Source organism: Saccharothrix saharensis, from assembly GCF_006716745.1.
In the GTDB taxonomy this organism is placed as follows: domain Bacteria; phylum Actinomycetota; class Actinomycetes; order Mycobacteriales; family Pseudonocardiaceae; genus Actinosynnema; species Actinosynnema saharense.
The window spans coordinates 7,159,426-7,179,737 of record NZ_VFPP01000001.1 but is presented as its reverse complement, the minus strand read 5'-3'; the positions used below and the strand labels follow the sequence as shown (position 1 = coordinate 7,179,737).

The 20,312-nt window shown below is 74.0% G+C and carries 22 protein-coding genes; 6 read left to right on the top strand and 16 right to left on the bottom strand.

What is annotated here, in order from left to right:
- Window positions 1-168 precede the first annotated feature (168 nt).
- From FHX81_RS32905 to FHX81_RS32895, 3 genes are all read right to left on the bottom strand, one after another.
- Window positions 169-636, bottom strand: a complete 468-nt coding sequence (locus tag FHX81_RS32905) for a Rieske (2Fe-2S) protein (RefSeq protein WP_141982427.1) — start codon at window positions 634-636, stop codon at window positions 169-171.
- A 102-nt stretch (window positions 637-738) separates the two neighbouring features.
- Complete coding sequence (locus tag FHX81_RS32900) at window positions 739-1,149, bottom strand: Rieske (2Fe-2S) protein (protein ID WP_141982426.1); 411 nt, start codon at window positions 1,147-1,149, stop codon at window positions 739-741.
- Window positions 1,150-1,163: 14 nt separating this feature from the next.
- On the bottom strand, window positions 1,164-1,655 hold the full coding sequence (locus FHX81_RS32895; protein WP_141982425.1) for a hypothetical protein: 492 nt from the start codon (window positions 1,653-1,655) through the stop codon (window positions 1,164-1,166).
- 334 nt (window positions 1,656-1,989) lie between these two features.
- Between FHX81_RS32895 and FHX81_RS32890 the strand changes: the two genes are divergently transcribed.
- The 3 genes from FHX81_RS32890 to FHX81_RS32875 are packed head-to-tail and all read left to right on the top strand — an operon-like array spanning window position 1,990 to window position 4,972.
- A complete protein-coding gene (locus FHX81_RS32890) occupies window positions 1,990-3,486 on the top strand; it encodes a helix-turn-helix domain-containing protein (RefSeq protein WP_246108086.1) in 1,497 nt (498 codons plus the stop codon).
- 2 nt (window positions 3,487-3,488) lie between these two features.
- A complete protein-coding gene (locus FHX81_RS32885; protein ID WP_141982423.1) occupies window positions 3,489-3,971 on the top strand; it encodes a hypothetical protein in 483 nt (160 codons plus the stop codon).
- Window positions 3,972-4,015: 44 nt separating this feature from the next.
- Complete coding sequence (locus FHX81_RS32875; RefSeq protein ID WP_170232253.1) at window positions 4,016-4,972, top strand: helix-turn-helix transcriptional regulator; 957 nt, start codon at window positions 4,016-4,018, stop codon at window positions 4,970-4,972.
- A gap of 16 nt (window positions 4,973-4,988) precedes the next feature.
- Here FHX81_RS32875 and FHX81_RS32870 read toward each other — a convergent pair whose 3' ends face one another.
- The 7 genes from FHX81_RS32870 to rpe all read right to left on the bottom strand — a co-directional run bounded on the left by FHX81_RS32870 (window position 4,989) and on the right by rpe (window position 11,067).
- Window positions 4,989-6,326 carry a M28 family peptidase gene (locus FHX81_RS32870; protein WP_141982421.1) on the bottom strand — a complete coding sequence of 446 codons (1,338 nt, stop codon included), beginning with the start codon at window positions 6,324-6,326 and terminating at the stop codon, window positions 4,989-4,991.
- Window positions 6,327-6,592: 266 nt separating this feature from the next.
- Window positions 6,593-7,030 carry a PH domain-containing protein gene (locus FHX81_RS32865; protein WP_141982420.1) on the bottom strand — a complete coding sequence of 146 codons (438 nt, stop codon included), beginning with the start codon at window positions 7,028-7,030 and terminating at the stop codon, window positions 6,593-6,595.
- 8 nt (window positions 7,031-7,038) lie between these two features.
- Complete coding sequence (gene ribH, locus FHX81_RS32860; protein ID WP_141982419.1) at window positions 7,039-7,518, bottom strand: 6,7-dimethyl-8-ribityllumazine synthase; 480 nt, start codon at window positions 7,516-7,518, stop codon at window positions 7,039-7,041.
- Window positions 7,515-8,789 carry a bifunctional 3,4-dihydroxy-2-butanone-4-phosphate synthase/GTP cyclohydrolase II gene (locus tag FHX81_RS32855; RefSeq protein WP_141982418.1) on the bottom strand — a complete coding sequence of 425 codons (1,275 nt, stop codon included), beginning with the start codon at window positions 8,787-8,789 and terminating at the stop codon, window positions 7,515-7,517. Before FHX81_RS32855 ends, ribH begins: the two co-directional genes overlap by 4 nt.
- Window positions 8,786-9,397, bottom strand: coding sequence for a riboflavin synthase (locus tag FHX81_RS32850; protein WP_141982417.1), 612 nt, complete (start codon window positions 9,395-9,397; stop codon window positions 8,786-8,788). Before FHX81_RS32850 ends, FHX81_RS32855 begins: the two co-directional genes overlap by 4 nt.
- A 9-nt stretch (window positions 9,398-9,406) precedes the next feature.
- On the bottom strand, window positions 9,407-10,402 hold the full coding sequence (ribD, locus tag FHX81_RS32845; protein ID WP_141984262.1) for a bifunctional diaminohydroxyphosphoribosylaminopyrimidine deaminase/5-amino-6-(5-phosphoribosylamino)uracil reductase RibD: 996 nt from the start codon (window positions 10,400-10,402) through the stop codon (window positions 9,407-9,409).
- 14 nt (window positions 10,403-10,416) lie between these two features.
- Window positions 10,417-11,067, bottom strand: coding sequence for a ribulose-phosphate 3-epimerase (gene rpe / locus FHX81_RS32840; RefSeq protein WP_141984261.1), 651 nt, complete (start codon window positions 11,065-11,067; stop codon window positions 10,417-10,419).
- Window positions 11,068-11,232: 165 nt separating this feature from the next.
- Between rpe and FHX81_RS32835 the strand changes: the two genes are divergently transcribed.
- Window positions 11,233-11,874, top strand: coding sequence for an SDR family NAD(P)-dependent oxidoreductase (locus FHX81_RS32835; RefSeq protein ID WP_141982416.1), 642 nt, complete (start codon window positions 11,233-11,235; stop codon window positions 11,872-11,874).
- A gap of 129 nt (window positions 11,875-12,003) precedes the next feature.
- On the opposite strand, the gene FHX81_RS42695 is transcribed toward FHX81_RS32835, so the two are convergent.
- The 6 genes from FHX81_RS42695 to FHX81_RS42690 all read right to left on the bottom strand — a co-directional run bounded on the left by FHX81_RS42695 (window position 12,004) and on the right by FHX81_RS42690 (window position 18,310).
- A complete protein-coding gene (locus FHX81_RS42695) occupies window positions 12,004-14,475 on the bottom strand; it encodes a LuxR C-terminal-related transcriptional regulator (protein WP_141982415.1) in 2,472 nt (823 codons plus the stop codon).
- Window positions 14,476-14,543: 68 nt separating this feature from the next.
- Window positions 14,544-15,062 carry a flavoprotein gene (locus FHX81_RS32825; RefSeq protein ID WP_141982414.1) on the bottom strand — a complete coding sequence of 173 codons (519 nt, stop codon included), beginning with the start codon at window positions 15,060-15,062 and terminating at the stop codon, window positions 14,544-14,546.
- 16 nt (window positions 15,063-15,078) lie between these two features.
- Window positions 15,079-16,506, bottom strand: coding sequence for an RsmB/NOP family class I SAM-dependent RNA methyltransferase (locus FHX81_RS32820; protein ID WP_141982413.1), 1,428 nt, complete (start codon window positions 16,504-16,506; stop codon window positions 15,079-15,081).
- Window positions 16,503-17,432 (bottom strand): methionyl-tRNA formyltransferase, encoded by a 930-nt coding sequence (gene fmt / locus FHX81_RS32815; protein ID WP_141982412.1) that lies wholly within the window; start codon window positions 17,430-17,432, stop codon window positions 16,503-16,505. The genes FHX81_RS32820 and fmt overlap by 4 nt, the downstream gene beginning before the upstream one ends.
- A gap of 157 nt (window positions 17,433-17,589) precedes the next feature.
- Window positions 17,590-18,132 (bottom strand): peptide deformylase, encoded by a 543-nt coding sequence (def, locus tag FHX81_RS32810; protein ID WP_141982411.1) that lies wholly within the window; start codon window positions 18,130-18,132, stop codon window positions 17,590-17,592.
- 46 nt (window positions 18,133-18,178) lie between these two features.
- A complete protein-coding gene (locus FHX81_RS42690; RefSeq protein ID WP_281291760.1) occupies window positions 18,179-18,310 on the bottom strand; it encodes a hypothetical protein in 132 nt (43 codons plus the stop codon).
- 140 nt (window positions 18,311-18,450) lie between these two features.
- Here FHX81_RS42690 and FHX81_RS32805 point away from each other — a divergent pair, with 140 nt between their 5' ends.
- Complete coding sequence (locus FHX81_RS32805) at window positions 18,451-19,026, top strand: RNA polymerase sigma factor (RefSeq protein WP_141982410.1); 576 nt, start codon at window positions 18,451-18,453, stop codon at window positions 19,024-19,026.
- The gene (locus FHX81_RS32800) at window positions 19,023-20,264 is read left to right on the top strand and encodes a hypothetical protein (protein ID WP_141982409.1); all 1,242 of its coding nucleotides are present in this window, start codon (window positions 19,023-19,025) and stop codon (window positions 20,262-20,264) included. Before FHX81_RS32805 ends, FHX81_RS32800 begins: the two co-directional genes overlap by 4 nt.
- The last annotated feature ends 48 nt before the right edge of the window (window positions 20,265-20,312 follow it).

Below are 20,312 nucleotides of genomic sequence, written 5' to 3'. Positions count from 1 at the left end.
GGAGGGGCCCCGGCCGGGGGCGGCCCTGTTCTCGATCGCGCCGCCTTCGGCGTCGCGGGCTCGGTCGCCGGGAAGTCGGTCGATCGCGCCCTGGTTCCCGACGACCGCAGAGCGTGATCGCCGGGAACGAGGGCGCGACCGACCGACGCGACCTCGCCGGGCGCGCGCTCAGGCGGGCACGACCTGGCCCGCCTCCACCTTGACCGGGACCTCCTTCAGGCCCGTCGTGGCCGGGCCCTTCGTCACCGCGCCGTCCGCCGCGTTGAACGTGCTGCCGTGGTTCGGGCAGGTGATCACGCCGTTCTCCGGCGGCGACACGGCGGTGCCCTGGTGCGGGCAGGTGGCGTCGTAGGCCTTCACCACGTCACCGGTGCGGACCAGGACGAGCGGCTTGCTGTTGGCCGGGTTGCCCGCGATCAGGCCGCCGCCGTCGGGCACGTCGGCCAGCGCCGCGATGATCGGCGGACCGGCCGGGGTGGTGGCGCCCCCACCGGGCACCGTGCCGCCGCCGGTCGTGGTGCCGCTCGGGGTGGAGCCGCTGCTGCACGCGGCCAGGCCGCCCGGCACCGCCAGCGCGACGAGCACGCCGCACAGCACCGAGCGCCGGGACATCCCCGTGTTCTCCGTTGAACTCACCGCAGGTCCTCCGCTGTTCGTGGTGGGTGGTCGTTCGGCCACACAGGCAATACGACACCACGTGAAGCGGGGTTCAACACTCCAGCACGTGAGACGGGATCTTCAGGAAAGCACCACGTCCGGCCCGGACACCGTCACCGCGACTTCCGCCAAGCCCCGCGGTGACGGGCCGGACCGCACCGCTCCCGTCGTCGGGTCGAACGCGGAGCGGTGCGTGGGGCAGCTGATCGTGCCGGCGGCGGGCGGGTTCACCGTCGTGCCCTGGTGCGGGCAGGCCGGGTTGAACGCCCGCACCTCCGATTCCGACGGCCTGACCAGCAACAACTGGCCGTCGCCGCCGACGTCGACCAGCGCCCCGGACCCCACCGGGACGTCGGCGAGCCCGGCCACGCGGTCACCCGCGCGGGCCGAGCCGACACCGGGCCGACGCGTCGGCGCGCCCGTGCCGCACGCGGCCGCGGGCACACCGGCGGTCAGGGCGAGCAGTCCGCACAGCAGCGTCCGTCGGTCCACCCGCCCATCTTCGCCTACTGGTCCTTGGCGACCGCCGTGCGGGCCAGCGCCAGCACCGCCGTGAACGGCGGGAACCAGTGCCGCGAGTGCGACGGCGGGTTCGCCCACCTCAACGACCCGTACCGGGTCATCGTGGGCGGCAGCGCGATGCGCTGCGGCGAGCGGACGAACTGGACCTCGGCGGGCGCCTTCAGGTGCGTGGGCAGCAGGGCGACCAGCTCGGCGAGGAAGATCCAGTGCTCCCGCGGGCCCGGGATCACGGTGACGGGGCCGGCCAGCATCCGGGCCTTGAGGTCGGCCAGGACGCGCGAGCCGATGCGGGCGGGCATGGCCAGGGCGGTGGTGGCGGGACCGAGCGGCAGGAACACGCCCTGCTCGGTCACGGACACCTTCCAGCCCAACAGCCGGTAACCCGCGATCGCCTCACCGAGTGCCTGCTGGTGCGCGCGGTCGCGTGGTCCGAATCGCGGGCCGTTGTCTGCGGTGGTGGCGGCGGTGATGCTCATCGGCGGGAGTCCCTCCCCGGTCGGGTGGAGTGGGCGGTGTGCGCGGGCCGCGGGGTCGACCCGGCACTGGCACACCACGCAGCCTCCGACCGATCGGGACGTTCCACCACACCGTTATCGGGTCGGATCCATGCACGGGGCGGATGCCCCTCATCCACCACCCGGCGTCACAGCGTGTCCGACCAGGGGCCCACCCCGCCTTATGCATGAAATGCATGGACTCCTGATCACATCTCTATACACTGGTGAGCACGCTCAGTGACGGGAGCGAGCCATGGAACGGAAAGCTCGAAGAGCAGCCAGTACCAGGCGCGCATGCCCGACGTGCGGGGCGTTGATCGCCGCCGACAACACCGACCGGCTCTGCCAGCGTTGTCGCCGCAACGCGCGGACCGAGCTCTACGGACCACCCGAGGTCCCGGGGGACTTCTGGGACCACGAGACGATGGCTGCCGCGTTCGCCGACCGGAACATGGGCGCCCTCCTCGCCGCCTACCGGCACCACCCCCAGCACGTCAGCCGCGTCACCCAGGACCGCATGGCGTCCTGGCTGGGTATCTCCCAGGCTCAGCTGTCGCGGTACGAGACCGGTGAGAACCCGATCGACCGGATCGACCGCCTGCGGCACTTCGCGCGGGCGCTCGGCGTCCCGGCCGACCGGCTGTGGTTCGACCGCGTCGGAATCCCAAGCCAGGCGGACGCCGATCGCGGCGCCCCGCCCGATGTGCTCGGCGCGGCGTGGGACGCGTCGAGCATTGCCAGATCGGTCGAGGAGACGGCGAGGAACGACTTGGCGATCAGCAGACGAGCGGCGCTCACCGGAGCCGCCGCGGTGGCGATGGGTCCCGCACTGGTCGAACCGTTGCAGCGGTGGCTGCACCCCTTGCAGCCCCTGTCCAAGTGGTCGTCCAGCGCGGCGATCAGCGAAGAGGAGCTGGCGGCGTTGCAGCGCGTCGCCGACGGGCTGCGCGGGTGGGGCGGACGAGGCGGGTACGGGCTGGCGCGCAAGGCGGTGCTCGGGCAGTTGGAGGAACTGGCCGAGCGGCTGTCGCGCGCACCGGCGGGCCCGACCACGGAACGGGCCTTCTTCATCGGGGCCGAGCTGTCCAAGGTCGCGGCGAGCATGTCGTGGGACGCGGGCATGCACGACGCCGCGCAGCGGTACTACGTGCTGGGCGTGCGGATGGCGAAGGCCGGCCGCAACGACCCGTTCGCCGCCCTGTGCCTGGCGGCGATGGCCCGGCAGATGTTCGACCTGGGCCGGCCCGAGGACGGTTTAGAACTGGTCCAGCTCGGCCAGTACGGCACCCGGCGCAACGCCACCCCGACGTTGCAGGCGCTCCTGCTGACCCGGGAGGCGTGGGCCTACGCCCAGATGGGTCGGGTGCGGGAGTTCCACCGGGCGGTCGGGCAGGCGCAGGACAGCTTCGCGCAGCGGCGTCCCGGTTCGGACCCGTGGTGGCTGGACTCGTTCGACGAGGCCGAGCTGGAAGGGGTCATCGGGGCGCGGATGCGGGACCTGGCCGGGCACGACCCGAAGCAGGCGCCGATGGCCGAGCAGCACATCCGGCGGGCGCTGGACCTGCGCGACCCGGCCCGGGTGCGCAACCGGGCGTTCGACGTCATCGGGCTGGCCCGCACGAAGATGGTGGCGGGCGAGCCGGAGGAGGCGTGCGGGCTGATCCAGCAGGTGCTGCCCACGGCGGCGGGCCTGGCGTCCGGGCGGGTCGTGCGCAAGCTGCAGGACTTCGCCAAGGAGGCCGAGCGGCACCGCGACCTGGCCGTCGTGCGCGACACCCGTGACGCGATCCGCGGGGTGCGGACGGCCTAGTGATGCGGGTGGGAGTCACCGGGCACAGCAAGCTGGAGCCCGATTGCGTCGACGCCGTGCGCGAGGCCATCCGCGCGGCGTTGGAGGCCGAGGCGGCGGGCGGGTCATCCCTGGTCGGGGTGACCTGCCTGGCGCCGGGCGCGGACCAGCTGTTCGCGCGGGTGGTGCTGGAGCTGGGCGGCCGGGTCGAGGTGGTGCTGCCCGCGATGGACTACCGGGACAAGCTCAAACCGGAGAAGCGGGCCGACTACGACGAGCTGCTGGCCCGGGCGCACGTGGTCAGCGTGCTGCCCAACGAGCTGTCCGGGCGGCACGCGTACGTGATGGCGAACGAGCGGATGCTCGCGTCGGTGGAGCTGCTGATCGCCGTGTGGGACGGGCAGCCGCCGGACGGGCGCGGCGGCACGGCGGACGTCGTGGAGACCGCGCGCGCGTCGGGCGTGCCCGTGGTGGTCGTGTGGCCGGAAGGAGCTCGCCGGGGCTGAAACGAGGACCGTTCCCGTCCGCGATGGCCGGCAGACTGCGGCTCATGCTGGAAACCTCGGCCCGTCTGCTCAAGCTGCTGTCGTTGTTGCAGGTCCGCCGCGACTGGACGGGAGCGGACCTCGCCCGCCGGCTCGGCGTGGACGTGCGGACCGTCCGGCGTGACGTGGACAAGCTGCGCACCCTCGGCTACCCGGTCAACGCCGCGCCGGGCGTGTCCGGCGGCTACCGGTTGGGCGCGGGGGCCGAGCTGCCCCCGCTGTTGTTGGACGACGACGAGGCCGTGGCGGTCGCCGTGGGGTTGCGCACGGCGGCCGGCGGCGGCGTGGCGGGCATCGAGGAGACGTCGGTGCGCGCCCTGGCCAAGCTGGAACAGGTGCTGCCGTCGCGGCTGCGGCGGCGGGTCAACGCGCTGCAGGCGCACACCGTGGCGTTGCCGACGCGCGGCATCCAGGTGGACGCGGGCACGTTGACCGCGATCGCCATCGCGTGCCGCGACCACCAGCGGCTGCGGTTCCCCTACGCCGGGCGCGACGGCGGCACGAAGCGGCACGTGGAACCGCTCGGCCTGGCCCACACCGGGCGGCGCTGGTACCTGGTGGCGTGGGACGTCGACAAGGACGACTGGCGCACGTTCCGGGTGGACCGGATCGAGGAGGAGCCCACGCCGGGCGCCCGCTTCACGCCGCGCGAGCCACCCGCCGCCGATCTGGCGTCGTACGTGTCGAGGCAGCTGTCCGTCGCGCCGTACCAGTACCAGGCCAGGCTGATCATGCACGCGCCGTACGACGTGGTCGCCGCCCGCGTCTCCTACAGCGCGCTGCACCTGGAGCGCATCGACGACGAGCGGACCCGGCTGACCGTCGGCACGCCCTCGTTGGAGGAGGTCGGGTCGTGGATCTCGATGATCGGCGTCGACTTCGAGGTGGAGGGCCCGGAGGAGCTGCGACAGCACCTCCGGGCCACCGCCGAACGCCTGCTGCGCGCCGCCGGCGACACCTGACCGGTCCGGCCGGCGTTCAGCCGCGGGTGCGGGCCAGCCGGTAGGCGGCCGCGCCGATCAGCTCCAGCGAGATCTGCAGCCGGTCCGGGCTGACGTTCTGCGCGATCGTGTCCTCCGGGGTGTGGTAGAGCGGTTCCAGCTCGTGCGGGCCGCCCTCGCCGCGCCAGCTGAAGTTCGCCGCGGCGATCTTGCGCTCGTGGAACGGCACGTGGTCGCTGCTGCCGCGCGGCACCGGGCCGTGCACCTGCGCGCCGTACCCCAGGCGGGCCGCCGCGGCGGCGACCTCGGCGGTGGTGGCGTTGTTCCCGCCGTCCACCGAGAGCAGCCAGTACGCGGTCGCGGGGCCGTGGCTGGTGGCGACCATGTCGTTCTGGAACACGCCCGCGATGCGCGCCGCCTCCGCGTCCGGCAGCTGGGTGACGTAGTGGCGGGAGCCGAGCAGGCCCTGCTCCTCCGAACCCCACAGCGCGAACCGCAGCGCCCGGTGCGTCGGCAGGTGGCGCAGAACGCGGGCCAGCTCCAGGGTCAGCACCGTGCCGCTGCCGTCGTCGTTCGCGCCGGGCGAGCCGGGCACGCTGTCGTAGTGCGCGGTCACCATGACCACGCCGTTGTCCCGGCCCGGGAACGTCGCGGGACGTTCGGCGAGGACGTTGTACGAGGTCAGGCCCGCGAGGTGGGTGGTGGACGCGGTCACCGTGACGGCGCCTGCCGCCCGCAGCCGCTCCACGTGCACCTGCGCGATGCCCAGCACCGGCACGGCCACGTTCGCGGTCAACGTCGGCGAGAACGCGCCGGTCTTGCCCGCGGGCGGGGTCGACACCCGGCCGACCAGCACGGCCGCCGCGCCCAGCCGTGCCGCGTCCAGCACCGCCGTGGAGCCGGTCGGCACGTTCACCAGCAGCGCGACCTTGCCGGTCAGGTCGGCGGGCAGGGACGCGCCGGTGTCCAGGTCCACGACCGGGCCGGAGGCCGTGACGCCGAGGGCGCCGAAGCGGGACGCGCCCGCGTTCCAGGTGTCCGGCCCGACGGTGAGCGTCGACAGGTACTTGTCCGGCACGGCGAACGGCTGCAACGTCACCTGGTAGCGCAGGTCGCGCAGCACGGAGGCGAGGTAGTCGCGGGCCCGGTGCTCGGACTCCGTGCCGCCGATGCGCTGGCCGATCCGCTCGCTGAGCACCCGCAGGTGCTCCATCGCCCGACGCGCCCGCACCCGGCCCACCACCGGGTAGTCGCCGAGGGACAGGTCGGGCACGTCCGACGCGCCGGGCCGCTGTGCCCGTGCCGCCGGGTTCAAGCCGAGCGCCACCGCGCCCGCCACCGCCGCGGCACCGGTCAGGAGTGAACGTCTGCGCATGTGCGGACCCCCAAGCTCGTCGATCACCCGAACCTAGGCAGGGGCCCGAACCCCTACAAGAGTGCCGTTGGAGGACAGGTCTCCCCCAACGGCACCACGACGATCAGCCCTTACGCGAACGTTGGACTCATGCGTCCTGAACGTAGGACCCACAGGGCCTGAGCGTTCGACACACGGGACCCGAGCGTTCGACACACGGGACCCGAGCGTTCGACACACGGGACCCGAGTGTTCGACACGCGGGACCCGAGTGTTCGACACGCGGGTCAGGTGGTGGCGGAGCGGTGCAGGTCGCGCAGGGCGCGGACGGCGGCGACGGCGTGGTCGCGGTCGACGGCCTGCACGGCCATGATCGACACGTACTCGTCGTCGGGCAGCTCCAGCCGGGCCCACGACGCCCCGTCCGGGAACGACACGTGCAGGACCTGCTGCCAGGTGAAGCGGTGCGCGGTGACCACGTTGCGCACCTCCACGCCCTCGGCGTCGGCCCGCACCCGCGGCCTGGTCAGCAGCAGCATGCCGCACGCCAGCAGCACGCCCAGGCACACCATCGCGACCTGGTCGGACACCCGGAAGATCACACCGGTCGGCGTGTCGCCCAGCAGCAACCCGACCACGGTGAACACCGCGACCAGGAACACCGCGCTGGCCCACGCCACCACGCGGATCCGCTTCGGCCGGAACTCGATCACCTCGGCAGCCACGGCGGTCCTCACGAGCCCGCTCGCAGCCCGCGCAGCACGAGCGCGGTGTCCAGCGCCGCCACGCACGCCTCGAAACCCTTGTCCTCCACCGAGTCCGGGAACCCGGCGCGGGCCAGCGCCTGGTCCTCGTCGTTGGTGGTCAGCACGCCGTTGCCGACCGGCGTCGACGAGTCCAGCGCCACCCGCGTCAACCCCGCCGTCACCGCGTCGCACACGTACTCGAAGTGCGGGGTGCCGCCCCGGACCACCACGCCCAACGCCACCACGGCGTCGTGCGTGCGGGCCAGTTCCTGCGCCACCACCGGCAGCTCCACCGCGCCCGCCACCCGCACGACCGTCGGCGACGCGACACCGGCCTTCGCCGCCGCCGCCAACGCCCGCTCGACGAGGTTGTCGGTGATCCTGGTGTGCCAGCGCGTCGCCACGACGCCCAGCGTCAGGCCCGCCGCGTCGGGGACGACGTCCTCGGGCCGACCTTCGCCGCTCATTCCGCTCCCTCCGTGGTGGACACCACCGCGCCGCCCTGCGCCAGCGCCTCGTACTGCTCGAGCTGGTGCAGCTCGTGGCCCATCCGGTCGCGCTTGGTGCGCAGGTACCGCAGGTTCTCCGGGTTGGGCGAGATCGGCAGCGGCACCCGGTCCAGCACGGTCAGCCCGTAGCCCTCCAAGCCGACCCGCTTGGCCGGGTTGTTGGTCAGCAGCCGCATCGACTTGATGCCCAGCGAGCACAGGATCTGCGCGCCGGTGCCGTAGTCGCGGGCGTCCGCGGGCAGCCCCAACCCCAGGTTGGCGTCCACCGTGTCCGCGCCGCCGTCCTGCAACTGGTACGCCTGCAGCTTGTGCATCAGGCCGATGCCGCGGCCCTCGTGCCCGCGCATGTAGAGCACGACACCACGACCCTGCGCGGCCACCGCCTCCAGCGCCGCGTCCAGCTGCGGGCCGCAGTCGCAGCGCAGCGACCCGAACACGTCGCCGGTCAGGCACTCCGAGTGCACCCGGACCAGCACGTCCTCGCCGTCGCCCAGGTCGCCGTAGACCATCGCGATGTGCTCGATGCCGTCGAGCTTGCTGTCGTAGCCGACCGCGGTGAACGTGCCGTGCGCGGTCGGGATGCGCGCCTCGGCGACCCGCTCCACCTGCGTCTCCACCCGCCGCCGGTAGGCGATCAGGTCGGCGATCGTGATCAGCGCCAGGTCGTGGTCGGAGGCGAACACCTCCAGCTCGTCGCGGCGGGCCATGTCGCCCTCGTCCTTCTGCGACACGATCTCGCAGAGCACGCCCGCCGGCGCGAGCCCGGCCATCCGGGACAGGTCCACGGCGGCCTCGGTGTGCCCGGCCCGGCGCAGCACGCCGCCGTCGCGCGCCCGCAGCGGCACCACGTGACCGGGCCGGTTGAAGTCCTTCGGGCTCGCGTCCGGGTCGGCCAGCAGCCGGATCGTCCGCGCCCGGTCCGCCGCCGAGATGCCGGTCGAGACACCCTCCCGGGCGTCCACCGTCACGGTGTACGCGGTGCCGCGCTGGTCCTGGTTCGTGTGGTACATCGGCGGCAGGTCCAGCCGGTCGCAGTCGCTCTCGGTCAGCGACACGCACACGTACCCGGACGTGTAGCGGACCATGAACGCCAGCAGCTCCGGCGTCGCCTTCTCCGCCGCGAAGATGAGGTCGCCCTCGTTCTCGCGGTCCTCGTCGTCCACCACGACGACCGGTCTGCCCGCGGCGATGTCCGCGATGGCCCGCTCGATGTCGGCGAAGTCGTTCACCGGGCCTCCTCGGCGCGCAGGTGGGGCAGCGCGAGCCGCTCGACGTACTTCGCGAGCACGTCCACCTCCAGGTTGACGTGGTCGCCCGGAACGCGCCGGCCGAGGGTCGTGAGCTCCAACGTCGTCGGGATCAGGCTCACGGCGAACTGGTTCTCCGACACCGACACGACGGTCAGCGACACGCCGTCCACCGTGATCGAGCCCTTCTCCACCACGTACCGGGCCAGCCCCGGCGGCAGTCCGATGTGGACGACCTCCCAGTGCTCGGCCTTCTCCCGGGTCAGCACCACCCCGGTGCCGTCCACGTGGCCCTGCACGATGTGCCCGCCCAGGCGCTGGCCGACGGCGGCGGCGCGCTCCAGGTTGACCGGGTCGCCCTCGGCGACCTTGGCCAGGCTGCTGCGGGTCAGCGTCTCGCGCATCACGTCCGCGGTGAACGCGCCGTCGGCGACGTCCACGACGGTGAGGCACACGCCGTTGACCGCTATCGAATCGCCGTGCTTGGCGTCGCTGGTCACCAGCGGGCCCGCGATGGTGACGCGCGCCGCGTCCGGCAGGTCGGCGACGGCGACGACCTCACCCAACTCCTCGACGATCCCGGTGAACACCGTTCCTCCTCAACGCGCGGGGACGGCGGAGACCCGCACGTCCGGCCCGCACATACTGACCTGCTCCACGACCAATCCCACAGCGTCGGTGACGGTCGACACCCCCGCGTCCCGCAGCGCCTGCGGACCGTCGCCCAGGAACTTCGGGGCGAGGTAGGCGAGCACCCGGTCGACCCGGCCGGACGCGGTGAACGCACCCGCCAGGGTAGGCCCGCCCTCCAGCAGCACGTCGACCACGCCCCGCGCGGCCAGCGCGCCGAGCACGACGTCCGGGTCGTGCGTCCGCAGGTGCATCGTCTCCGCCTCGTCGTCCAGCACACGGGCACCCGGCGGCAGGTCGCCCTTCCCCACGACGACCCGCAGCGGCTGCCTGACCCCATCCTGCCCCGGACGCGGCGTCCGCGCGGTCAATCTCGGGTCATCGGTGCGGACCGTCCCGGTGCCCACCACGATCGCGTCGACCTTCGCCCGGAACTCGTGCACCTCCGCCCGCGACTCCGGGGAGCTGATCCACCGACTCGTGCCGTCACCGGCCGCGACCCGCCCGTCCAGGCTCGCCGCGTACTTCCACGTCACGTGCGGCCGCCCGGTGCGCGCGAAGTGCAACCAGGCCCGCAACGGCCCCCGCGCCACCACCTCGGCCGCCAACCCGCCCTCGACCACGACCCCGGCCGCGCGCAGCACCTCGGCCCCGCCGGCGGCCTTCGGATTCGGGTCCGCCACCGCGAACACCACCCGCGCCACCCCGGCGTCGAGCAACGCCCCGGTGCACGGCGGCGTCCGCCCGTGGTGCGCGCACGGCTCCAACGTCACCACGGCCGTGCCGCCGCGGGCCCGCTCCCCCGCCCGCGCCAACGCCACCACCTCGGCGTGCGCCCCACCGGGCGGTCGGGTCGCGCCCTCGCCGACCACCTCACCACCGGCGTCCAGGACCACGCACCCGACCGGCGGGTTCGGACTGGTCGTCCCCCGCACCCGCTCACTCGCCGCGACGGCCAGCGCCATCGCCTCGTCGACGTTCACCGGACGCGCGCCGCCTGCGCGCGCAGCCGCTCCAGGGCGGCACCGGGATCGGCCGCGTCGTACACGGCGGACCCGGCCACGAAGCAGTCGACCCCGGCCTCGGCCGCCTGCTCGATCGTGTCGGCGTTGATCCCGCCGTCGATCTCGACCACCAACCGCAGGTGCCCGGTGTCCACCAACCGCCGCGCCGCCCGCACCTTGTCCAGCACCTCGGCCATGAACGACTGCCCGCCGAACCCGGGCTCCACCGACATGACGAGCAACGTGTCGTAGTGCTTCAGCACGTCCACGTACGGCTCCAAGGGCGTGCCGGGCTTCAACGACAACCCCGCCTTCGCCCCCGCCGCGCGCAGGTCCTTCGCCAACGCCACCGGGTCCTCCGCCGCCTCCACGTGCACGGTCACGTTGTACGCGCCCGCCTCCGCGTACCCGATCGCCCAGCGATCCGGGTCGTCGATCATCAGGTGGCAGTCCAGCGGCAGGTCGGTCGCCTTGCGCAGCGACTTCACCACCGGCAGCCCGATGGTCAGGTTGGGCACGAAGTGCGCGTCCATGACGTCCACGTGCAGCCAGTCGGCCGACGCCACGGCGGCGGCCTCGTCGGCGAGTCGGGCGAAATCGGCGGACAGGATGCTCGGGGCGATCATCGGCTGGTGGACCACGGGTGTCGAGTCTAGGCTTCCGCGATTGCCCGGACCTGCCCGGGAGTCATATTTCACCCCTCGCTTTCCGACTACTCACGCGGGTAGTTCCCCAGCCGGCGTGCCGGCCATTACGTTCACCAGGGGGGCAGCAACTGGGGAGCACTGGGGATGAATGCCGAATTCCGTCACAAGATCGCACTGATCACCGGCGCCTGTTCACCGCTGGGCGCGGAGGTGGTCGAGGCACTGGCCAGGCAGGGCGCGCTGGTAGCGGCCGTCGACAGCGACGGCGCGAGACTCGCCGACCTGGTCGAACGACTCCACGGCCAAGGACTGCGGATCGCGGGCCGGCAGATCGACGTCACGTCCAGCGCCGCCGTCGACGCCCTCGTCGACCAGGTGGAACGGGAGTTCGGGGCGATCGACGCCCTGGTCACCACCGCGGGCGCGTTACGCCCGGGTCCGGCCCTCTCGATCAGCGACGACGACTGGTCGCACAGCTTCGCCGTCAACGTCGACGGCGTGTTCAACGTCTCCCGCGCCGTCGCCACCAGAATGGTCCACCGGGGTCGGGGCACCATCATCATGGTCCCGGCCCACGTCGTCGCCGTGCCACGCTCCGGGATCGCCGCCTACGCCGCGTCACGAGCAGCCGCCATCGCCTACACGGAGTGCCTGGCCGTCGAAGTAGCCGCCCGCGGCGTCCACTGCACCGTCGTGGCCCCCTCCGACGTCCGCCGCGTCACCGACGAGGTCAAGTTCCTCCTCGCCGACACCACCAACCCCATGACCGACGCCCTGGGCGCCTGACCGGCCACCACAACCCCGGGCAGGCTTGGCGGGCGCTTCACCCGCCAGGCCTGCCCGGTTCTGGCCTGCCCGGACTGCCCGTACGGGCCCCTCGTCACATCGAGCCGGGCTGGACCACCGAGCCACCCCTCACAGCGACGCCTCCGCCCCCGCCCCCTCCTGCTCGTGCGCCACCCTCGCCAACTCCACCCTCGAACTGATCCCGAGCTTCCGGAAGATCCCCCGCAGGTGATAGTTCACCGTGTGCGGCGACAGGAACAGCTGCTTCGCCACCTGCCGGTTCGTCAACCCCACCCCCACCAACCGCGCGATCTCCCGCTCCGCCCCCGACAACACACCCCACTCCTCCTTCCTGACCTCCTTCACCTCACCCTCCGCACCCATCCGCTCGAAGATCCGCGACGCCACCACCGCGTGCGCCGAAGCCCTCCCCGCGTCCCCGGCCTCCGCCAGCACCGCCGCCAAGTCCTCGTTCGCGTTCGCCTGCGCCCACGGGTGCCGGTGCCGCCGCGCCACCTCCGCCAGCCGCTCCGCGTCCCGTTCGAGCAACGCCCGCGCGTGCCCGGCCGCCACCTTCACCACCTCGAACCCGGGGTTGCCCGCGGCCAGCTCCTCGGCCGCGGCCACGACCTCCCGCGCCAACCCGCCGTCGCCCGCCGCCACCGCCTGCCGCACCAGCCACGCCGCCGCGCCCGGCTCCTCCACCAGCATCCGCAGGACCGCCCCGGCCTCGCCCACCCGCTCCCGCGCCAGCTCGACGACCTGCTCCGCCCCGCCCCGGGCGTGCGCCAGCAGCAGCTCCACCCAGTCGTACTGGCCCGAGTGCAACACCGCCTCACCCGCCGCCAGGTCGGCCCGGTACCGCCGCACGTGCTCCGCCGCCGCCGCGGTGTCGCCCCGGTGCAACGCCACCGTCGCCACCACCGTCGACGCGAGCGGCACCAGCAGCCGCAGCCCCCGGTCGCGCGCGGTCGACAGCCCGCGCCGCGCCGCCGCCAGCGCCTGCGCCAACTTCCCCGCCTGCACCAGCACCCTGGCCCGCGCGATCGTCCGCGCGGTCGGCGCGCCGGCCTTCACGGCCTCGTCGTCGCACAGCACGCCTTCGCGCACCCACCGCTCGGCCCGCTCGAACTCGCCCAGCGCCGCCAGCTTCAACGCGTACGACACCGCCGACTGCGACTGCCACCACGCCGTGGGCCGGTCCAGCTCCCAGCGCGTCGACTCCCGTCCCCAGTACATGCCCTCGGCCAGCCGGCCCGCGTTCCACTCCAGGCACGAGTGGACGGTCGCCGCCATCACCACGTCCGCGTCCGCCGGTTCCCGGTCCCGGGCCGTCAGCACCGACAACGCGTGCGCGCCCGCCCGGCTCCCGGTGGCGAAGTACAGCGACAGCAGCCGCCCCGCCCCCGCCAGCCGGCGCACCGGCTCGGGCACGCCCGGCATGGTCAGCACGTGCTCCATCTCGGCCGCCGCGTCGGCGGGCCGCCCGTCGGCCAGCAGGATCCCGGCCAGCACCACGTGCAGCTCCGCGGCCGCGCCCGCCCGCACGCCACCCACCAGGCTCTGCCGGGCCAGGGCGATGGCGGAGCCGAGCCTGCCGTTCGCGGCCAGCGACCGCACGCCGCTCACCGCGACCGCGCCCCGCTCCTGCCCCTCCACCCCCTCCGCGCACTCCTCGGGGACCGGACGCGCCTCGGCCGCCGCCCGCAGCACATCGGCGTCGTGCCGCAGCGCGTGCCGCACGGACCCGGGCATCGAGTCCACCACGGCCCGCCACACCAGGTCCGACCCGAACTCCAACCGCTCGTCCGCGCCCACCACCAGCCCGGAGGCCAGCACCTCGTCCACCGCCAGCAGCAACGCGCCGGTGGTCTCGTTCATCATCGCGGCCACGTCCCGCAGCAGGAACGACCGGCCGAGCACGGCCGCGACCCGCAGCACCTGGGTGGCCTTGGCCGACATCGCGTCGACCTGACCGCGCACCACCGCCCCGACCCGGCGCGGCAGCCACCGACCGCGCGGCCGGGCGACGCCGCCGGCCACGTCGAGCCGTCCCTCTTCCCGCAGCCCCGCCACGAGCTCGACGACCAGCCGGGGGTTGCCGCCCGCGCCCGCCGTCAGCGCGAGGAGGTCCGGGTGCGGCCGGGCGTCCACCAGGTCGGCGACCACCCGCTCCACCGCGTCGTCGTCCAGCGGCCCGAGCCGGAGCACCTCCGCCCGCGCCAGCGCCCGCCCGACCTCGACCCCGGCCAGGTCCGCGCACAACGCCACCACCACCGAGACCAGTGGATCGCCCGCGCCGCCCAGCAGCTCCAGCAGCGCCGCCGGGTCCTCGTGCGCCTGGTCGACCGCGATCACCACCGGCACCCGTTCGATCTTCACCCGATCGAGCGCCTCCACCACCGCGGCCGACCGCGCCGCCCCGGCACCCGGCACGAGCACGACGGCACGGCCGCGGTCACGGGCGGCGTCGACCGCCTCGCGCAGCAGGGAGGTCTTTCCGGAGCACGGCGGGCCGTCGATGGCCAGCAGGCCACCGGGCGCGGACAGGAAGCGGAGAACCGAAGCCCATTCACGATCCCGGCCGTACAATTTCGACACAATCAAGACTGCTACGCATCTCGACTGGCTGTCAATTCAGCCGGTTTCGCCGTTACCGCGATTTTCACCTAATGCGACGAGCGGACCACCCGATCCAGTTCACGCATCACCGACCCGGTATCGGCCGCGAGCACCACCCCGGCGGAACGCAGCACCGCCAAGTGGCCCCCGAACGCCGGGTGCGCCGCCTGGTCGTCGGACCGCTGGGGCAGCACCACCATCGGCGTGCGGCGGCCCAACGCCTCGCACAGCACGGTCAGCGCCTGGTTGTCGGCGATCCCCAGCGCGAGCTTGGCCAGCGAGTTCGCCGTCGCCGGCGCGAACACGAACGCGTCCGGCACGGGGTGGGGCTTGGGCTCGTGCGGCAACCGGGACGTCCACCGGACCGGCAGGTCCGTCAACGCCGTCAACGCGGGCACCAGCGGCTCCAACCACCGGGCGGCCGAAGGTGTGAACGTGACCGCGAGCCGCCACCCGCGCTCGGCCAACGGCCGGGCGAGCCCGTCGACGAACCACCGCTCCACCCCACCGGCCGCCGAGGCGACCACGCCCAACACCCGCGCCTCGACCACGCCATCACCGGTCACGCGCACACCGCACCGCTCACGCGGGTCGCCTGAGCAACGAGCAGAACATCGCGTCCGTCCCGTGCTCGTGCGGCCACAACTGCACCGACGGCCCGTCACCGAGGTCGGGCACACCGGGGAAGAACTCCCGCGCGTCCAACCACTCGACCTCGGTCCGCCGCACCACGTCCGCCACCACGCCCACGGTCTCGGCCAGGTGCGGCGAGCACACCACGTACGCCACCACACCACCGGGCCGGACCAGCGACAACGCCGCCGTCAGCAGCTCGCGCTGCAACCGCGCCAGCGGTGCGACGTCCGACGGCTGCCGCCGCCACCGCGCCTCCGGCCGACGCCGCAACGCGCCCAGCCCGGTGCACGGCGCGTCGACCAGCACCCGGTCGAACCCGCCCTCCGGCAGCCCGGACTCGCGGCCGTCGGCGACGTGCACGGTGATCGGCAGGTCGCCCGCCGCCTTGCGGATCAGGTCCGCCCGGTGCGGCGCCTTCTCGACCGCGTCCATCGACGCGCCCGACAGCCGGGCCAGCGACCCGATCAGCACGGCCTTCCCGCCGGGTCCCGCGCACAGGTCCAGCCACCGCTCGTCCCGGCCCTCGACCGGCACCCGGGTCAACGCCACCGCACAGAGCTGGCTGCCCTCGTCCTGCACCGCCGCCAACCGCTCGCGCACCGCGTCCAGGTCACCGGGGTCGCCCGCGCCCGCGTCCAGGTGCACCCCGTACGGCGAGTACGGCGCCACCTCGCCGCCGGTCATCGCGGCCAGCTCGTCCGCGCTGCACTCGCCGGGCCGGGCGGCCAGGTGCACCGCCGGCCGCGCGTCGTCGGCGGCCAGCGCCTCCCGCAACGGCTCGCCCCGGCTGCCCAGCGCCTCGGCGAACGCCTGCGCGATCCACCGCGGGTGGGCGTGGGCCATCGCCACGTACCCGATCGGGTCGGTGTCCTCGTCGGGCGCGACCTCCTCGACCCAGGCGGCCTCGTCCTGCCCGGTGACGCGCCGCAGCACCGCGTTCGCGAACCCGGCCGCGCCCGAACCCCGGTCGGCCCGCACCAGGTCCACCGTCGACGCGACCGCCGCGTGCGCCGGGATGCGCGTGCGCAGCAACTGGTAGGCGCCCAGCCGCAGCGCGTCGAGCACCGCACCGTCCACTTCGGACAAAGGCCGGTCGGTGCACGCGGCCAGCACCGCGTCCAGCAGGCCCTGCGCGCGCAGCGACCCGTACGTCAGCTCGGTCGCCAGCGCCGCGTCACGCCCGGTGATCCGACGTTCGCGCAGGATGCCCGGCAGCACCAGGTTCGCGTAGGCGTCCCGCTGCCGGACCGCGCGCAACGTGTCCAGCGCCGCCTGCCGCGCCGGGTCGTCCACCGGCGGTCGGGCCGGGCCGGTGCGCCCGCGCGGCGGGTGCGCCCGCTGCGGGCGGGAGGGGCGTGAAGACCTCTGGGTCATGAAATCCGTTCCCCCGCCTCGATCCGGGCGCCGCGCGCCCAGTCGGTCGCCGACATCCGCTTCTTGCCCTGCGCCTGCACGTCGCCCAGCACCACCGGGTCGGTGGCGGTGCCGACGAGCACGCGCTTGCGCTCCACCCGGATCTCGCCGGGCGCGAGCGGTTCGCCGGCCTCGACCGGGAGCACCGGGCCGAGCTTGAGCCGCTCGCCGCGGAACTCCGCCCACGCGCCGGGCTCCGGCGTCACCGCGCGGGCGACCCGGTCGATCGCGACGGCGGGCGTGCCGAAGTCGAGCCGGGCGTCGTCCACGGTCACCTTCGGCGCGTAGCTCACGCCCTCCCCGGACTGCTCCACGGCCCGCAGCGTGCCGTCCGCCACGCCGTCCACAGTGGACAGCAGCAGCTTCGCGCCGGACTCGGCGAGCCGGCCGAGCAGCTCACCGGCGGTGTCGCGCTCGCGCACCCGCTCGGTGACCACGCCGAACACCGGGCCCGCGTCCAGCTCCTTGACGATGCGGAACGTGGTCGCGCCGGTGATGTCGTCGCCGTGGCGCACGGACGCCTGCACCGGGGCGGCACCGCGCCAGGCGGGCAGCACCGAGAAGTGCAGGTTCACCCAGCCGTGGCGCGGGATCGCCAGCGCGGACTCGGGCAGCAGCGCGCCGTAGGCCACCACCGGGCACAGGTCCGGCTCCAGCTCCGCCAACCGCGCCTGGAACACCGGGTCGGACGCCTTGGCCGGGGTGAGCACCTCGATGCCGTGCTCGTCGGCCAGCGCCGCGACCGGCGAGCGCTCCACCCGCCGACCGCGCCCGGCCGGCGCGTCGGGCCGGGTCACCACGGCGACCACCTCGTGCCGGTCGGACGCGAGCAGCGCCCGCAACGACGGCAACGCGACCTCGGGCGTGCCCGCGAAGACCAGCCGCATGTCAGATCCCCCCGCGACGCACGTCGGGACTCCACCGGGACGGCCTGGTTTCCTGGACGAACACGCACTCTCCTCGCATCTTCCTGCGCGACCGCAGACCGCAAGTCTAGAAGAGCGCTCCCGACCCAGCTCGCCCGCGGCGAGCCGCCGCCGGTGATCAGTTCCCGAACAAGGGGTGCGGTGACTGCTTGATCGTCGGCACGCCGCCGTCGAACCACGACTGCTGCCGGATCGCCCGCATGGCCTCCTTGCGGGTCCGGTCGTCCAGCCGGTCCAGGAACAGCACGCCGTCGAGGTGGTCGGTCTCGTGCTGGATGCAGCGCGCCAGCAGGTCCGTGCCCTCGACCTCGATCGGCTCGCCGTGCATGTTCCAGCCCTTGGCCACCACGTGCCGGTGCCGGCGGCAGTCCCACGACATGCCGGGGATGGACAGGCAGCCCTCGGGGCCGTCCTGCTCCTCCTCGCCGACCACGTCGAACGTGGGGTTGACCAGGTGGCCGGCGAACCCGTCGCAGTGGTAGGTGAACACCCGCAGGCCCACGCCCAGCTGCGGCGCGGCGAGCCCCGCGCCGCCCGCGTCGCTCATCGTGTCCCACAGGTCCTTGACCAGCTTGCGCAGCTCCGCGTCGAAGTCGGTGACCTCGACGGCGGGCGTCCGCAGCACCGGGTCGCCGAACAGCCGGATCGGTTGGACCGTCACGCGCACTCCTCGAAGCCTGGGGAGGTTCCAGTCTACGAAAGCCCGGTCAGTGCTCCAGGTCACGGCCGAGGAAGGCGACGCCGACCAGCGCGGCCAGGAAGTGGCCCAGGAAGCGGACACCCCCGACGACCGGCGTCACGGCCGCGGTCGTCGGGGGTGTCATGGTGATCGTGGTCATGCTCCGCTCCTCTGCCCGTGGTGTGCTCCCAGCGTGCGCGCCGGGGTCGTCGGCGGACGTCGGCTCGCGGTAGCGGACCGGTGTCATCCCCGGGGATGAGGTCGGCTGCAACGCCGGGGCGGCTGCGGCTACCTACCGGCATGACTGCTGCGACATCGGGCCGGCAGGGGGCAGCACGGGTGACCGACACCGACGCGGAGCTGTGGGCGCGCGGGGACGAGGCGGCGTTCGCCGTGCTGTTCGACCGGCACGCCGAGGCGGTGTGGAACCACGCCTACCGGCTGACGGCGTCGTGGTCGCTCGCCGAGGACCTCACCTCCGCCACGTTCCTGGCCGCGTGGCGGCGCAGGTCCGACATCACCCTCGTGCACGACAGCGCGCTGCCGTGGCTCTACGCCGTGGCGGGCAACCTCGCGCGCTCCGAGTTCCGGCGGCTCGGCCGGTTCCGGCGGGCGTTGCGCCGGGTGCCCGACGACGACGTGGTGCCCGATCACGCGGAGAGCGTCGTCGCCTCGGTCGACGACGACCGCGCGTTGCGCCGGGTGCTGGGGGTGGTGAGGTCGTTGCCCAGGGCCGAGCGGGAGGCCGTGGAGCTGGTCCTGCTGGGCGAGCTGTCCACCGCCGAGGCCGCCGAGGTGCTCGGTGTCGCCGAGGTGAGCGTGCGCTCGCGGATCTCGCGGGCCCGTGCCCGACTGCGTGCCGCGGAGGAGCGATGAACCAGCCGGAGATGACCTTGCCCGACCTGCCCCCACGGCGTCCCCTACCGCCTGACGTGCGGCAACGGCTGCGCCGCCGGGTCCTGGGAGGTGCGGCCGGGCAGACGTCGCCGGGTGGTGGGGCGCTGCGCGCGCCGCTGGCCACCGCCGCCGCTGTCGCCGTGCTCGCCGCGGGCGGGGTAATCGTCGTCCAGTCCACGCAGGGCGACATGACCGCCGTGACGCCGCCGAGCGGCAGCACCACGTCGTCCGCCCTCCGGTCGATCATCAGCGGCTGGTCGACCGTCGAGGTCGAGCCGAACGCGACCGGGCAGGACGCGGCGCGGTGCGAGTTCGCGCGGTCGGACGTGCGGTTCACGCTCCACCTGGCGGGCGCACGGATCCTCGTGACGGGTGACGACCGGTTCTGCGAGCTCACCCACACGGCGATCACGCACGACAGGCCCGGTGTCGGCCCGGTCCCGCTCGACGGTCCGGCGTCGTTGCTGTGGGAATCGGGCAGCGGGGTGCTCATCGGCCGCCGTGCCGCCGTGGCCGGCCGGGTGGAGGTCGCCACGGGCGCCCGGACCGGGGCGGTGGTGCCGCTCGCCGTCACTGTCGTGGAGGACCTGTTCGTCATCCCGCAGAGCGCGGTGTGGATGACGCTGACGTTCACCACCCCGGCCGGTCCGGTCCGCGCCGAGGTCGACGCGCAGGCGCTGCCGGGCCACGAGGCGTGGTCGGTGCGGCGGGAAGCCATGCCGCCCGGTGACCCGCACGTGGCGCAGTGCCTGGAGGCGTCGATGCGGGACGGCGAGGACTGGGTGGGCGACCCGCTGCGGTGGCGGCCCGGCGCGGCCACCGCGCCCGCGGTGGACGTGCTGCTGGCGATGTACGACGACACCGGGAAGACCGCGTACTGCCAGGTCTACCACGGTCGCGGCAGCAGCGCGGACGTCGAGGGCGGCACCCCGCCGCAGGGCACCGCGCTGTTCCGGCTGCGGCACTGGACCGGCCGCGGCGGTGACCCCGCGAAGTCCGTCACGCTGCTCGGCGGCACGGTGGACGCCGCGAAGGTCGGCGGCCTCCAGGTCGTCGACGTGGCCGGACGGACGGCGACGGCGGTGCTGAAGGACGGCACGTTCGCCGTCCGGCTGGACGACCAGCCGCCGCTGACGGCGCGCAGCCTCACCAAGGGCTTCCAGGTGCGCGTGCTCGACCACGACGACCGGGTGGTCGAGACGGTCACGCTGGAGTGAGCCCGGTGCGGTCCCACCCGACCAGGGGGCGGGTGGGACCGCACCACC

Bases quoted from the DNA above. Each gene is read 5' to 3' on its own strand.
- ribH (WP_141982419.1), bottom strand. From the start codon at position 7,518: ATGAGCGGCGAAGGTCGGCCCGAGGACGTCGTCCCCGACGCGGCGGGC.
- FHX81_RS32835 (WP_141982416.1), top strand. From the start codon at position 11,233: ATGAATGCCGAATTCCGTCACAAGATCGCACTGATCACCGGCGCCTGT.
- FHX81_RS32800 (WP_141982409.1), top strand. From the start codon at position 19,023: ATGAACCAGCCGGAGATGACCTTGCCCGACCTGCCCCCACGGCGTCCC.
- FHX81_RS42690 (WP_281291760.1), bottom strand. From the start codon at position 18,310: ATGACCACGATCACCATGACACCCCCGACGACCGCGGCCGTGACGCCG.
- FHX81_RS32805 (WP_141982410.1), top strand. From the start codon at position 18,451: ATGACTGCTGCGACATCGGGCCGGCAGGGGGCAGCACGGGTGACCGAC.
- fmt (WP_141982412.1), bottom strand. From the start codon at position 17,432: ATGCGGCTGGTCTTCGCGGGCACGCCCGAGGTCGCGTTGCCGTCGTTG.
- ribD (WP_141984262.1), bottom strand. From the start codon at position 10,402: ATGGCGCTGGCCGTCGCGGCGAGTGAGCGGGTGCGGGGGACGACCAGT.
- FHX81_RS32870 (WP_141982421.1), bottom strand. From the start codon at position 6,326: ATGCGCAGACGTTCACTCCTGACCGGTGCCGCGGCGGTGGCGGGCGCG.
- FHX81_RS32885 (WP_141982423.1), top strand. From the start codon at position 3,489: ATGCGGGTGGGAGTCACCGGGCACAGCAAGCTGGAGCCCGATTGCGTC.
- FHX81_RS32875 (WP_170232253.1), top strand. From the start codon at position 4,016: ATGCTGGAAACCTCGGCCCGTCTGCTCAAGCTGCTGTCGTTGTTGCAG.
- FHX81_RS32895 (WP_141982425.1), bottom strand. From the start codon at position 1,655: ATGAGCATCACCGCCGCCACCACCGCAGACAACGGCCCGCGATTCGGA.
- FHX81_RS32820 (WP_141982413.1), bottom strand. From the start codon at position 16,506: ATGACCCAGAGGTCTTCACGCCCCTCCCGCCCGCAGCGGGCGCACCCG.
- rpe (WP_141984261.1), bottom strand. From the start codon at position 11,067: ATGATCGCCCCGAGCATCCTGTCCGCCGATTTCGCCCGACTCGCCGAC.